General features: G+C 49.3%; 14 protein-coding genes. 10 read left to right on the top strand and 4 right to left on the bottom strand.

Annotated elements, in window-relative coordinates; translation table 11 throughout:
* Positions 1-50: 50 nt before the first annotated feature.
* The 5 genes from KDK17_RS06445 to KDK17_RS06425 all read left to right on the top strand — a co-directional run bounded on the left by KDK17_RS06445 (position 51) and on the right by KDK17_RS06425 (position 5,349).
* On the top strand, positions 51-536 hold the full coding sequence (locus tag KDK17_RS06445) for a hypothetical protein (RefSeq protein ID WP_257279905.1): 486 nt from the start codon (positions 51-53) through the stop codon (positions 534-536).
* A 2-nt stretch (positions 537-538) separates the two neighbouring features.
* Complete coding sequence (locus tag KDK17_RS06440) at positions 539-2,116, top strand: hypothetical protein (protein WP_257287636.1); 1,578 nt, start codon at positions 539-541, stop codon at positions 2,114-2,116.
* Positions 2,117-2,296: 180 nt separating this feature from the next.
* Positions 2,297-2,557, top strand: a complete 261-nt coding sequence (locus tag KDK17_RS06435) for a zinc ribbon domain-containing protein (RefSeq protein WP_257287635.1) — start codon at positions 2,297-2,299, stop codon at positions 2,555-2,557.
* A gap of 120 nt (positions 2,558-2,677) precedes the next feature.
* The gene (gene aspS, locus KDK17_RS06430) at positions 2,678-4,459 is read left to right on the top strand and encodes an aspartate--tRNA ligase (RefSeq protein ID WP_257287634.1); all 1,782 of its coding nucleotides are present in this window, start codon (positions 2,678-2,680) and stop codon (positions 4,457-4,459) included.
* Between the two features lie 143 nt (positions 4,460-4,602).
* The gene (locus KDK17_RS06425) at positions 4,603-5,349 is read left to right on the top strand and encodes a YebC/PmpR family DNA-binding transcriptional regulator (RefSeq protein WP_257287633.1); all 747 of its coding nucleotides are present in this window, start codon (positions 4,603-4,605) and stop codon (positions 5,347-5,349) included.
* Positions 5,350-5,487: 138 nt separating this feature from the next.
* On the opposite strand, the gene KDK17_RS06420 is transcribed toward KDK17_RS06425, so the two are convergent.
* On the bottom strand, positions 5,488-5,652 hold the full coding sequence (locus tag KDK17_RS06420; RefSeq protein WP_257287632.1) for a hypothetical protein: 165 nt from the start codon (positions 5,650-5,652) through the stop codon (positions 5,488-5,490).
* A gap of 344 nt (positions 5,653-5,996) precedes the next feature.
* Here KDK17_RS06420 and ruvC point away from each other — a divergent pair, with 344 nt between their 5' ends.
* Positions 5,997-6,524, top strand: coding sequence for a crossover junction endodeoxyribonuclease RuvC (gene ruvC / locus KDK17_RS06415; protein WP_257279899.1), 528 nt, complete (start codon positions 5,997-5,999; stop codon positions 6,522-6,524).
* On the opposite strand, the gene KDK17_RS06410 is transcribed toward ruvC, so the two are convergent.
* The gene (locus KDK17_RS06410) at positions 6,521-7,066 is read right to left on the bottom strand and encodes a carboxymuconolactone decarboxylase family protein (protein ID WP_257279898.1); all 546 of its coding nucleotides are present in this window, start codon (positions 7,064-7,066) and stop codon (positions 6,521-6,523) included. The two genes, ruvC and KDK17_RS06410, sit on opposite strands and share 4 nt — an antisense overlap.
* A gap of 136 nt (positions 7,067-7,202) precedes the next feature.
* Here KDK17_RS06410 and ruvA point away from each other — a divergent pair, with 136 nt between their 5' ends.
* Positions 7,203-7,814, top strand: a complete 612-nt coding sequence (gene ruvA / locus KDK17_RS06405; protein WP_257279897.1) for a Holliday junction branch migration protein RuvA — start codon at positions 7,203-7,205, stop codon at positions 7,812-7,814.
* A 39-nt stretch (positions 7,815-7,853) separates the two neighbouring features.
* Here ruvA and rarD read toward each other — a convergent pair whose 3' ends face one another.
* Positions 7,854-8,753 (bottom strand): EamA family transporter RarD, encoded by a 900-nt coding sequence (gene rarD / locus KDK17_RS06400; protein WP_257279896.1) that lies wholly within the window; start codon positions 8,751-8,753, stop codon positions 7,854-7,856.
* 206 nt (positions 8,754-8,959) lie between these two features.
* Between rarD and ruvB the strand changes: the two genes are divergently transcribed.
* Together ruvB and KDK17_RS19495 are read left to right on the top strand one after the other, a co-directional pair.
* Positions 8,960-9,970 (top strand): Holliday junction branch migration DNA helicase RuvB, encoded by a 1,011-nt coding sequence (gene ruvB, locus KDK17_RS06395; RefSeq protein WP_257279895.1) that lies wholly within the window; start codon positions 8,960-8,962, stop codon positions 9,968-9,970.
* Positions 9,971-10,014: 44 nt separating this feature from the next.
* Positions 10,015-10,146 carry a zinc ribbon domain-containing protein gene (locus KDK17_RS19495; protein WP_368736463.1) on the top strand — a complete coding sequence of 44 codons (132 nt, stop codon included), beginning with the start codon at positions 10,015-10,017 and terminating at the stop codon, positions 10,144-10,146.
* A gap of 115 nt (positions 10,147-10,261) precedes the next feature.
* Here the strand turns inward: KDK17_RS19495 and KDK17_RS06390 are convergent, their stop codons facing one another.
* Positions 10,262-10,681, bottom strand: a complete 420-nt coding sequence (locus tag KDK17_RS06390) for an RING finger protein (RefSeq protein WP_257287631.1) — start codon at positions 10,679-10,681, stop codon at positions 10,262-10,264.
* 217 nt (positions 10,682-10,898) lie between these two features.
* Here KDK17_RS06390 and KDK17_RS06385 point away from each other — a divergent pair.
* A partial coding sequence (locus KDK17_RS06385; RefSeq protein ID WP_257287630.1) for a hypothetical protein occupies positions 10,899-12,546 on the top strand: 1,648 nt, incomplete at its 3' end.

Raw genomic sequence — 12,546 nt, 5'->3', positions numbered from 1 at the left:
AAATGAATGTTTATAATGAATTGAGATCATTTACTTTTCAGGGATGAATTATGAGCAGCTTGCAGCGAAACGCTGAAGAAGGAAAAGACCTCTGGCTGGCTTATTTAAAACAGGGCGGGACAATACGTGAATTGAGAGGGCTGAATCAAGATCAGATGGAAGCCATCTACCAACTTGGATTCAGTTATTTCGGCATTGGTCACTATGCAGAAGCTCTCAAAGTCTTTCGTTATCTGGCTCTTCTGGATCATCACAGTCCTCGTTACTATCTGGGAATAGGGTTGGCTCTTCACCATTTAAATCAGGATGCTGCTGCAATACCCGCACTGAATTATGCCGAAAAGCTGGATAACAGAGACCCTCGTCCATCCATTTGTATGACAGAGTGCTTTATTCGTCTGAAAAATCGCAAACTGGCGGTTAAAGCGTTGGCAAATGCCGCGAAAATTCTGAAATCTTCCAAAGGTTGGGAAGAGCAGCGAAAACAGGCTAAACAATTAAAACACTATCTGATAGAACCTTCAGGGAGGAAGTGACTATGAACCCAGTCGATCCCAATTCCGGAGTATCCCAGACCCCTGTGCAACAGGGCGGGCAAGCATCTCAAGCTTCAAATCAGGGTCAGGTAAGCCAAGGATTCAGCAGCTCGAACTCGGTTTCCAACTCTGCAAACAGTAATAATGGTCAGGCGGTCAGTGTTAGCCCGGATCAGCCTGGCGCTTCTAATGCAGACAGTCGCGACTTTCTTCAAAGAGCCTTTGACGCAAGAATGGATGGCTTCAGGGCAGCAGTGCATGAATTCAATCGTCGTTTCGATGCCCGGGATATAGATATTAATGATACCCAGTCACTCATTCTTATCATTAAGGGAATGATCAGTGATACTCAGGCTATGGTCAGTGCTGCATCGATCGATCAGACCTTCAGTAACAGGGTTTATGAACAGAGCAGGAGGCAAGACAGTGCAGCTACTGCCCACTCTCTTAGAGGGAATATTCGATCCAGAACCGAGGATTTAACGGACAAAACGGCTCAGCGTAATTCCTATGTCGAAGACTTGGTAAACAAGACCTTGTATAAAAGCCTGAAATTGCAAGAATTGGCCAGTGCTCAGTCCAATCAGGCCGCTAACAACCAAGCTGGTAACAATTATTCCGGTAACAATTATGCTGGCAGTCATGCCGGTAACAATTATGCTGGTAACAACAACAGCAGCAGCAACAACAACCTAGTGGACAGGTTGACGGCTGAAATAACCTTGCTTGAGCATCAAATTGCAGGCATTACCTCAGAAATTAATACTCTGAGCGGGCAGATCCAAACATTGCAAACCAATAATGCCACAGATCATGCCGCTTTGCTCAAAGCCAACAGGCAGCTGAACTCAGTGACGGAAGAGTTTGTTCGTGTTAACAGTCTGCTGGGGCGAATTCGTCAGAGGTTCGATCCTGCCGCATTGAAAACCGGTGAAGAAGGTGTGCAAACCGTCAAAGAGCTCGAACAGAGGGAACAGAAAGATCAGGTCAGGGAGTCCAGAAAGCGCGAGCAGAACAAAGATGGAATAAAATCTCTGGATAAAGAGCTCAGAAGAGACGAGGTCCGGCTGGAGGAAAACCAGATTGAACGTGATGAAGGCGTTGATCAGTACCTCTCCGCTGAAGATATGGAGACGCTGCGACGGGTGTTCTCACCCTCTGACCCTGCTGAGCTGAGAATTGCTGCTCAGCGCCTTGATGATCAACCACAGGCAAGAAACTTTCCTGCAGCCGGGGAGGGGTTCGCTATTGCTCTGAATAGTGCTCATTCAGAAAAAGCACTTGAAGATGCAGCCAACCCCGCGGCAGAGACTCACCGGGGTGATAACCTCAGTTTTGAGGGTGCAAGCAATCCGCAGATTTTTGCCCGTCTCTGGATGGAAGCCAAGCTGGAAGAAGGTGAAGAAACCCAGGATATGAAAGAAGATCACCTGGATGAAGTGGCTGAGAATGTGGATACCCAACGCAAGAGTGTTGCCGAGCATCTGCAGGATTTCGAATCGATTCCTCTGGAAGTCGCTGAGTCGCTGGAAAAACAGCAGGAGGCAGCTATCCAAATCAGTAAAAGTAATCGAGTTTGAAAGCAGGAGGGGAGGGACTTCCCTCCCTGGCCTTTCGGAAAGTCTGCTACAGCTGTTGAAAATATCCCTCATCCTGTTTCCATTTCCTGTCTATAGGCCCCGAGACTATCTGGTGAAAATCAAGGGTTCAGGTATAATGCCCCAGTTCTGACAATGGCAAACAAAGGATAGACAGATTCAATGCCGATCTACGAATATCAGTGTGGAAGTTGCGGTGATGTGCAGGAAGTGATTCAGACTTTCAGCGATGCGCCTCTGACCGACTGTGGTGTCTGTGGTGAACCTGAATTGACAAAACTGTTGAGTGCACCGGCCTTCAGGCTGAAAGGCGCTGGCTGGTACGAAACAGACTTCAAGAGTGGCAATAAGAAGAATCTGTCCTCCAATGATCATCAGGGCCCTGCCAAGGGCTCGAGCGGCCCTGCAGCCGCCAGTGAATAATTCGGTTATTTGAGCACTGAGGTTGTTTTACCCGGAGTGACTCAAAACCATACATTCAGGCACAAAATTTCTGATAATTCTGTGCTGAACCTGAATAGCTCCCCAGTTTCGAGGTATCTTATGCGCAGCCATTATTGCGGCGAACTGAATCTCTCCCATGACGGGCAGGAGGTTACTCTTTGTGGATGGGTACACCGCCGTCGCGACCATGGTGGTGTGATCTTCCTGGATATGCGTGACCGTGAAGGCATCGCCCAGGTAGTTATTGATCCCGACACCGAAGAGGCTTTTGCCCTTGCCGATAAAGCACGCAGTGAATACGTGCTGAAAATCACCGGATTGGTTCGTCCTCGTCCGGAAGGGACTGTAAACACCAACATGGGCACCGGTGAGATTGAGGTGTTGGGTAAGCAGGTAGACATCCTGAACGAAGCCCAGACACCTCCTTTCCAGATCGAAGGCTACACCGATGTGGGTGAAGAAGTTCGTCTTAAAAACCGTGTTGTTGACCTGCGCCGTCCGGAAATGCAGGAAAAAATGATCCTTCGCAGTAAGCTGACCAGTGCCGTACGCAGCTTTATGGATGAGCACGGCTATCTGGATGTCGAAACGCCTGTTCTGACCCGTGCTACCCCGGAAGGTGCCCGTGACTACCTGGTGCCCAGTCGTACCCACGAAGGTAAGTTCTTCGCGCTGCCTCAGTCTCCTCAGCTGTTCAAGCAAATGCTGATGGTGGCAGGTTTTGACCGCTACTACCAGATCGTAAAATGCTTTCGTGACGAAGACCTGCGTGCTGATCGTCAGCCAGAATTTACTCAGATCGATATTGAGACCTCCTTTATGGATGAGTCCCCGATCATGGAAATGGCTGAAGACCTTATTAAGAGCACTTTTAAGAAAGTGGGCGGTATTGAGTTGGGCGAATTCCCGCACATGACTTATGCACAGGCCATGAACCTGTATGGTTCTGACAAGCCGGACCTGCGTATCCCGCTGGAGCTGCTGGATGTGGCTGATCTGATGGCCGGAGTTGAATTCAAGGTCTTCAAAGGACCGGCTGAAGATCCGAAAGGGCGTGTAGCTGCTCTGAAAGTTCCCGGTGGTGCTGAACTGTCCCGTAAGCAGATCGACGACTACACTCGGTTTGTCAGCATTTACGGTGCCAAAGGTCTGGCCTGGATCAAGGTTAACGAAATTGAAAGTGGCGCCAATGGCCTGCAATCTCCGATCATCAAGTTCCTGGGCGACGATGTCACCATGAAGATCATGGAGCGACTGGATGCCAGGAATGGCGATATCGTCTTCTTTGGTGCTGATAAAGAGAAGGTGGTTAACGAAGCCCTGGGCGCGTTGCGCTGCAAGATCGCTGCTGACCTGAATTTGTACACGAAAGAATGGGCGCCACTGTGGATTGTCGACTTCCCGATGTTTGAAGAAGCAGACGACGGTGGTTTGACTGCACTGCACCATCCTTTCACAGCCCCAACGACTTCACCTGAAGAGTTGGAAGCTAATCCTGCGGAAGCTTTGTCCCGTGCTTATGACATGGTTATCAACGGTTACGAAGTGGGTGGTGGCTCTGTTCGTATTCACAATCAGGAAATGCAGCAGACGGTATTCCGCATCCTGAAGATTGAGGAACAAGAGCAACAGGAGAAGTTTGGCTTCCTGCTGGACGCTCTGAAATACGGTGCGCCTCCCCACGGTGGTCTGGCGTTTGGTCTGGACCGTCTGGTTATGCTTTTGTGTGGTACCGATAACATTCGTGACGTTATTGCCTTCCCGAAAACTCAGTCTGCTGCGTGTCTGCTGACTCAGGCTCCGGGTGAAGTGGATGCTGGCCAGCTGCGCGACCTGAACATCCGTATTCGTCGCGATCCGGCGTCTGCAACCAGTCACTGATCAATCCATAAAGCGTCTGCGACACACAAAGCGTCTGCGACACACAAAGCGTCTGCGACACATAAAGCGTCTGCGACCATTTCATAAATTGTTTAAGGCCGGTTTTTACCGGCCTGTTCAAGAAAAGATAAAGGGTATTTTCTATGGCAGGTCATAGTAAATGGGCCAATATCAAGCACCGTAAGGCGGCACAGGACGCCAAGCGTGGCAAAATCTTCACCAAGATCATTCGTGAGCTGGTGGTAGCAGCCAAGCAGGGCGGTGGTAATATCGAGGACAACCCCAAGCTGCGTCAGGTGGTTGACAAGGCTCTGGGGGCCAATATGACCCGTGACACCATCAACCGGGCCATTGCTCGTGGTGCCGGTGGTGATGACGATTCCAATATGGAAGAAGTCATCTACGAAGGTTACGGTGCTGGCGGTATCGCAGTTCTGGTGGAATGCCTGACAGACAACCGTAATCGTACCGTTGCAGAAGTACGTCACGCATTCTCCAAGCACGGTGGCAATCTTGGCACTGACGGGTCTGTTGCTTATCTGTTTGAGCGCAAGGGGCAGATCTTTTTCGAACCGGGCCTGGATGAAGACACTCTCATGGAAGCCGCTCTTGAAGCTGGCGCTGAAGACGTTGTGACTAACGACGATGGTTCCATTGAAGTAGTCACTGATTGGACTGAGTTCATGGCAGTAAAAGAAGCCATAGAGGTTGCAGGTCTGACGCCAGCAGGTGGCGAAGTAGCGATGATCGCTTCCACCCAGACGGAACTGGACAAAGACGGTGCAGAAAAAATCATGAAGCTGGTGGATCGTCTGGAAGATCTGGACGACGTGCAAAACGTTTACACCAATGCTGATATTCCTGCTGAAGTGATGGAGCAGCTGGGTTAAGTTATCCCTTCCTTGTGAATAGCCTCGACAGCGAAAGTATCGGGGCTTTTTTTGCTTTTACTTTTCTTGCTCTTATAAAAAATTGTCGGGCTCCCGCTTCTATATAAAAATTTTGCTGTTGCGGTGTTGCGAGTGAGGTCAAATACCGTGCAACTTGATCACAATGGTTTCATGCTTTAGTTCTGGAAATACCTGCCCGGCAGACACATGAGTGAATGCCCAGACGTTGAACCCTATCAGTAGCATAAACAATACGACAATGATGCCAGTGATAATCAATAATGTTTTTAGTAGATCGGGCATTGATTGTTTCCGGATCTTCTTGTGGAGTAAAACCGTCTTGAGCAAGGGCAATGATCCTGCCAGGGTTTCACGATGAGAGCATTGCCAGAGAAATACTAAGCTGCTTCTATCGTTACTCACAGGCAAGTTTGGTAATTCAGTGTTCTTGAATTGTAAGTTTCTGATACCCAGTGGGATCACTGGTATATTGTATGAATGTACAGTATCCTTTTGACGTAATCATGATGACAGAATTCCTGTCTGTCAGATGTTTTTGGCAGGAGCTGCCGAAGTCAGTGACTCTTGGGATATATCAAACAGCTGTCATGGAAAATCGCGATATCCGACTTGAGAATACATTCTGAATGGCCATCCTAATGGGGATAGATCCGGGATCAAGAATTACCGGCTATGGATTAATTGAAGAAGTAGGTAATAAAACACATTATGTGGCTTCCGGGTGTATTCGCATCCGGGAAGCGCCTTTGCCTGAGCGATTGCAGCAGATCTATGAAGGTATCAGTACTCTGATTGAACGTTACACCCCACAGTCAGTGGGTGTCGAACAGGTGTTCATGTCCAGGAATGCCGATTCGGCACTGAAGCTGGGGCAGGCCAGGGCGGCGGCTATTGTGGCTGTGGTCAATCATAATCTTGAGGTGTCGGAGTATTCTGCCCGGCAGGTCAAGCAGGCGGTGGTTGGCAAAGGTTCTGCGGATAAGTACCAGGTAAAGCACATGGTGAAGTCTATCCTTGACTTGAATGATACTCCTCAGGCTGATGCCGCAGACGCCCTGGCAGTTGCTCTTTGTCATGCTCATACCCGCTCCAGTCTGGTCAGAATGGCAGGTGCTACAGGTACCCGACGTCGTCGTCTCACGGGGCAGGCTTAGTTTGGGTGGACGCAAAGGTGAAAGGAAGCGATGCAAAACACCAGGTCTACAATCTGTTGCGGCGTATAGATTTTCTTCAATGCTTTCCAGTTTTCTATACCTATGATCTGTTCTTTGTAGAGTTCTTCAGTGGTTTTCAGTAACAGGCGCTGGCGGTTGTCCCAGCCCGGTGCCAGGAGACCGCGAGCAACCATTTGTACATCACTGGCTTTCAGACCGGTGTCCAGAGCACATTGAGCAATGTCCGGGATCAGGTGTCTGGTATTACAGAGGTAGGCACTTCGAAGAGCAACCAGAGCCCGATCTCTCATAGGAAGGCTGGTATAGCCCTGTATATAGCCGGTGAAACTGCGAACAGGCTTATCGAGCTTAGGTGAATTTGCTATTCGCTCCGGAGGGGCCTCCACCAACAGAGATTTCTGTGACTGGATGAAAGGGATAGGAATAGCCCCGCCGGTCACAGCGGGATGGTATTCACTGGCCAGACCAGCCTTAGGAAGGATTTGCCAGAGTACTCCCAAAAATGTGCGAAGTCTCCTCATGAGGCCGCTCCTTCAGGCTGTTGGATTGATGTCTCTCAGTGATTAGAGAAGAGCAATCCTCAGGAGTTCATGGTTCTCAGCGTATTGTTAGGTGTTCTGACTACATGGTCAGAAAATAAAAAATTTGGGAAACGACATGATTGGAAGAATTCGGGGTCTTCTGGCTGACAAACAGCCTCCTCATTTGCTGATCGAAGCCTATGGTATCGGGTATGAACTGGAAGCTCCGATGTCGGTTTTTTATAAATTGCCGGAAGTGGGTCAAGAAGTCGTTTTGTACACCCACTTTGTCGTGCGTGAAGATGCTCAGCTTCTCTACGGCTTCAGCAGTCGTGATGAACGGGAATTGTTCAGAACCCTGATTAAGGTCAATGGAGTAGGTCCCAAGCTTGGACTGACCCTTTTGTCAGGTATTGAAGCTGATGCATTGGTACGCTGTGTAAAGGAGGGAGACAGTGCCACACTGGTCAAGCTGCCGGGTGTGGGTAAGAAAACAGCCGAGCGGCTGATTATTGAAATGAAAGATAAGCTGGATCGTTGGCAGTCAGCGCCCCTGTTGGAAGAAAAGCCTTTGATTGTTGGTGGGGAAATGGCTGCCGCAGCACAAGATATTGAACAGGAAGCCGTCAGTGCATTGGTGGCTCTGGGTTACAAGCCTCAGGAAGCCAGCAAAATCATTGGCAGATTGTTCAAGGACGGTATGACCAGTGAAGAGCTGATTCGTCAGGCTCTGAAAAGTATGATCTGATGCTTCCTCACATTATCTGGAAGGAGAGACACGGGAGTCTCACCTGTTTGTCTGGTTGACAGTTTTCCGGATGAGCTTGCTGACCGAGTCAACGCAAATGATTGCAGCAGCCAGCCAGATAAAGCTATAGCTTAACCACTGCTGTGCGTTGAAGCCTTCTCCCAGGACAGTCACAGCTACGACGAAGATCAAAGCAGGCTCCAGGTAGCACAACAGACCAAACGAGCTGACAGACAAGTGTCTTGAGGCGTTGATGTAACAGATCAGTGACAGGCTGCAGAGCAGTCCCAGACCTGGCAGCAGATACCACAGAGTGGCGGACTGGGTCAGGTGTTGCATAAAGCTGTGATCGCTCATCAGTATGAAAATACTGGCTGGAAGGAACAGCAGGTGCTCAAACAGCAGAGCGGGCAGGGTGTCGACCTTTAATGGCTTGCGAATGATGAAATATACCGGATAAAGACCGGCCACTGCCAGGCTGACCCAGGGTAAAGAGCCCTGTTGCCAAATCATGGCAAGCACACCCAGTGAGGCGAACCCCATGGCAAAGTATTGAGTCTTGTTGAGTCGCTCGCCAAATACCAGTTTGCCGGTTAATGCCAGAGTCAGTGGCAGCAAGAAATAGCCAAGGGACAGATCTCGGGTTTTGTCATTCACAGGGCCCCAAACAAACAGCCACCACTGAAAGCCTACTATTAATCCGCCAAGAGATAGCATCAGGACAGTTTTACGGCAAAGAAAAATAGCCCTGAAGCCCTGCAGCCGATCCATATGATTACAGACCACTGTCAGACAGGCGGCACTGAAAACAATCCGGCTCCAGAACAGGGTATTTCCGGACAGTTCAATAAATTGTACATAGACGGGCACAAGCCCGAACATCATGGAGGCCAGAACCGAGTTAGTCAGGCCTTTTCCTGAAACAAAATGTGTATTCATCCTGAGTACTTCCTTTAATCAGAATTGAAAAACAGGGTGCTTGGGAGTCCATTGACCTTTAGCTGAAAAGGCATCGCACCCACCGGTATCTCAATGCCACGGCTGCAGCTTGGACGATTAAAAATAGCGTTTTGTTCCCAATGCTGCATTATTTTTTTAACAGACCGGAGATGGTACGCTGAGAGTACTGGTAAATGAGTTAGAAAATGATTGAAGCAGATCGATTGATATCCTCCTCGGAAAGCCCTTTGGAAGAGGTGATGGATCGGGCTATTCGCCCGGTAAAACTGGCTGATTATGTAGGGCAGCCAAAAGTCAGGGAGCAGATGGAGATTTTTATCCAGGCTGCAAGGCTTCGTAATGACGCCCTTGATCATACCCTCATATTTGGTCCTCCGGGGCTGGGTAAAACCACGCTTTCCCACATACTGGCCAATGAGATGGGTAGCAACATTCGAACTACATCTGGCCCGGTGCTGGAAAAAGCAGGTGATCTGGCGGCACTGCTGACCAATCTTGAGCCCAATGACATTCTGTTTATTGATGAGATTCACCGCCTCAGTCCGGTGGTGGAAGAAGTGCTGTATCCGGCGATGGAAGATTATCAGCTGGACATCATGATTGGTGAAGGCCCGGCGGCACGTTCTATTAAGTTGGATCTGCCTCCCTTTACCTTAATTGGAGCCACCACCAGGGCGGGCCTGCTGACATCACCACTCCGGGATCGTTTTGGTATTGTACAGAGGTTGGAGTTTTACAATATTGAGGATCTGACTCATATCGTGGAACGTTCTGCCGGAATTCTGGGGGTGGGTATTGATAAGGAAGGTGCGCAAGAGATAGCCCGGCGCTCCAGGGGAACGCCCAGAATCGCCAATCGATTACTAAGACGGGTGCGGGATTTTGCTGAAGTTAAGGGCAATGGTGTGATCCACAAGGAGACAGCCGATGCAGCACTGAATATGCTGGATGTCGATGCCAGCGGTTTTGATCATATGGACAGACGACTGCTGTTGGCCATGATCGAAAAGTTTGATGGTGGACCGGTCGGGGTAGACAGTCTGGCGGCAGCCATCAGTGAAGAGCGAGATACCATCGAAGATGTACTGGAGCCTTATCTTATTCAACAAGGCTATATGATGAGAACGCCCAGAGGGCGTATGGTCACCAGGCACGCATACCTGCATTTTGGGCTTGATGACCAGGCAGAAGAATAAGTCCTGTTGCTTGAATTGTGGATGACTCTTTGCTGTAAACCTATATTGCCTGTGGTCATGTCCATAAAGACAACCGCAAGTCACAGTCTGGCTTCACATGTGTTGCTTGTGGTCATGCGGGGAATAATGACACTCATGCTGCCAGGAATATCTTAGCTCAGGACGTGGCGTGTTAGCCTCTGGAGCGGGTTCATTGGAACCTGTGACGAAACAGGAACCAGTGCGAAATTGTGGGAAAGTGGCGCCTTGGGCCGGGCGCCCCCATAGGAATACTCCATTGATTTCTTTTGATCAGGGGTAGTCAACCCTGACTGAGTGATCCACTAAATTAATATCCCTCCCCACGTATCCAGAGAAGGCTATCTGCGAACCCAACCGGGCTGGGGTGTCCGCAGAACGTGCGACGTCGACCCGATCGTCGAAACGAGGGAAAAATGAAAATCTCAAGGGCATGGCAGGCAATGGCTGTACTTCCCTATCCATCAGACTGGTTCTGCATACAGGACAGGTTGTATTTTCCGATAACCATCGAGTCAGGCAGTCTTTGTGAAACATATGTTTGCATTGTTCGGCAACCTTGACTTCTCTTTTGTCGAAAGCATCGAAACAAATAGGGCACTCGTCAGTCGCTTTTTGATATGGTGATGACTGATTAGATGACTGATTAGATGACTGATTATTTGGGCTGTTGGGTGGTGTGATTCCGTTCATATCTCTTCTCCTGTCTATCGTTAATTTTCAAATAGCTTATTATTTTAGATCATTGTCTATCCATTTGGTTCCCTGTGCTGTTCATGAATATTCAGTGAAGCCATTGCATTTGTGATGGCCACGAGTATTTATCCAAATGAAACTTTCATCCTGTCTGAAGGTCATAGAGTTAAACAATTTTGATGCAGTCTTTCAGATTACAGGAGTGAGATGGATTATGGATGGTCAGATTGATGGGGCAATAAACAAACGTGTTCCTGCCAGTGAGGTGCCTCACAGCAGCCTGCCAGACAGGACGTCAAAGCAGGAGTTATCGTCAAAAGAGCGGGTCGGAATCTGCAATGAGGTCACTCCCGAACTCAGTAGATCGTCACCTTCGATGACACTGCCTTACAAAGCGAGAACCGTATCCTCAACTGGCTCCTCGCTTCGCAAAACCCCTTATTCCTTTGATTTTCGTTTTGTCGCCAGTGATGATGAGATTCGACAGCTTTTAATGGCCCGGAGCGGCGATGAACATCGTGATGTCACTCTTATCTCCCACCCCGATGACCTCTCACAGGGTAATCTGGTCAGCCGACTGAGCATTTCTGACGATGGCCACCAGATTTTGCGCTCAGGCAAGCTGTTTGAAAATTCACAGCCACTCACCCTGGTGATGGATATCCGAAAGCTCACCAGCGACGATCTGCCAAAATTTAATGATCTACTGGACCCGGATAACCCCTGTCTATACGACAAAATCAGCAGGACGAAACGCTCTCTGGGTGAGCATGTTGATCTGCTTGTGGTGGCAGACCCTGCACAGTTGGCATCGGTTGGCCAGCGGGATGATGCGCCAGGCGCTGATTTCTGGCGGCGAATTAATCGACCTGAAAACACCTGGCAGTTCGATCCACAAAACGACAATGACTCAACGATGGAGATCGAGGGGGTTCCTCCGGTATTAACTGAACTCCGCAGTGCCGAAAGTGTTACAGGAAGCGTTACAGGAAGTGCTATCGAAAGTGCTATGGACGATGACAATACCGTTGTTATTGACTGCCATTCGCACACTAGCTGGCGACGGTTACTTCTGGGCGGCCCCGGAGTGGATAAACAGGGACGAATTCAGCACATCCCCGGCAAACTTGAGTCGTTGAGAGCCGGACAACGAGTGATTCTGAAAGGAGCCAACTGGCAAGACCTGGCCTTTGAGCAGGCGATTCGACAGATGTTGGCGCAAAAGAGCTTTGAGAGCAATGGGTTGCTCTGTCAGTTACCCGACGATGTCCAGTTTTATCAGATGCCGGTAGGGAATGGCGAGCTTCATTCACTGTTCCAGAGCATTTCCCACTCGGGTGAGAAAGAACTTGAGAAAAAACTGGATAATGGACCTTCCCTCAATGCATCAGGGAACCCGATCATCGTTAACCAGAGTAACATCGCGGAGTGGCTGAGCCCAATTGCCATTGCTAGAGAAGGTTATGCAGTTCCTAACACGTGTCTGTTGGAGCAGGTTAGGGCGGGGGGGGTTGTCACCGTCACTTCTCCACTTACTGAGGCATGCTGGTTTCGTTTACTGGGTTCACTGCAAACAATTCGTGAGACCACAGATTTGCAGCCGCGACTGGAGGTTGCTCATTCAAAACAGCAACCTAAATCCCTGGGGCTGGCAGAAAATGATAAGCGACTATTGACTAATACAAGTGATCACGTCGGCTTTAATACCGTCACGTATCGGCATCAAGCTCAGGCCAGTCAGTGGATCAATCACGACCAGCAAGCAACTTTGGTCATTCAGGTCAACGAACAGACCAGTCTCAGTCAGCTGTTTGATAATATCCATATCAGCTCAGAACAAAAGGCGCATTTTGGACGACGTC

Source organism: Endozoicomonas sp. SESOKO2 (genome assembly GCF_024606245.1).
Lineage (GTDB): Bacteria > Pseudomonadota > Gammaproteobacteria > Pseudomonadales > Endozoicomonadaceae > Endozoicomonas_A.
Note: the sequence above shows the minus strand (reverse complement) of the source record. Positions and strands in the feature narration are given on the sequence as shown.

Excerpts from the sequence above, each read along its gene's own strand:
- KDK17_RS06445 (WP_257279905.1), top strand. The coding sequence starts at position 51 with ATGAGCAGCTTGCAGCGAAACGCTGAAGAAGGAAAAGACCTCTGGCTG.
- KDK17_RS06440 (WP_257287636.1), top strand. The coding sequence starts at position 539 with ATGAACCCAGTCGATCCCAATTCCGGAGTATCCCAGACCCCTGTGCAA.
- KDK17_RS06435 (WP_257287635.1), top strand. The coding sequence starts at position 2,297 with ATGCCGATCTACGAATATCAGTGTGGAAGTTGCGGTGATGTGCAGGAA.
- aspS (WP_257287634.1), top strand. The coding sequence starts at position 2,678 with ATGCGCAGCCATTATTGCGGCGAACTGAATCTCTCCCATGACGGGCAG.
- KDK17_RS06425 (WP_257287633.1), top strand. The coding sequence starts at position 4,603 with ATGGCAGGTCATAGTAAATGGGCCAATATCAAGCACCGTAAGGCGGCA.
- KDK17_RS06420 (WP_257287632.1), bottom strand. The coding sequence starts at position 5,652 with ATGCCCGATCTACTAAAAACATTATTGATTATCACTGGCATCATTGTC.
- ruvC (WP_257279899.1), top strand. The coding sequence starts at position 5,997 with ATGGCCATCCTAATGGGGATAGATCCGGGATCAAGAATTACCGGCTAT.
- KDK17_RS06410 (WP_257279898.1), bottom strand. The coding sequence starts at position 7,066 with ATGAGGAGACTTCGCACATTTTTGGGAGTACTCTGGCAAATCCTTCCT.
- ruvA (WP_257279897.1), top strand. The coding sequence starts at position 7,203 with ATGATTGGAAGAATTCGGGGTCTTCTGGCTGACAAACAGCCTCCTCAT.
- rarD (WP_257279896.1), bottom strand. The coding sequence starts at position 8,753 with ATGAATACACATTTTGTTTCAGGAAAAGGCCTGACTAACTCGGTTCTG.
- ruvB (WP_257279895.1), top strand. The coding sequence starts at position 8,960 with ATGATTGAAGCAGATCGATTGATATCCTCCTCGGAAAGCCCTTTGGAA.
- KDK17_RS06390 (WP_257287631.1), bottom strand. The coding sequence starts at position 10,681 with ATGAACGGAATCACACCACCCAACAGCCCAAATAATCAGTCATCTAAT.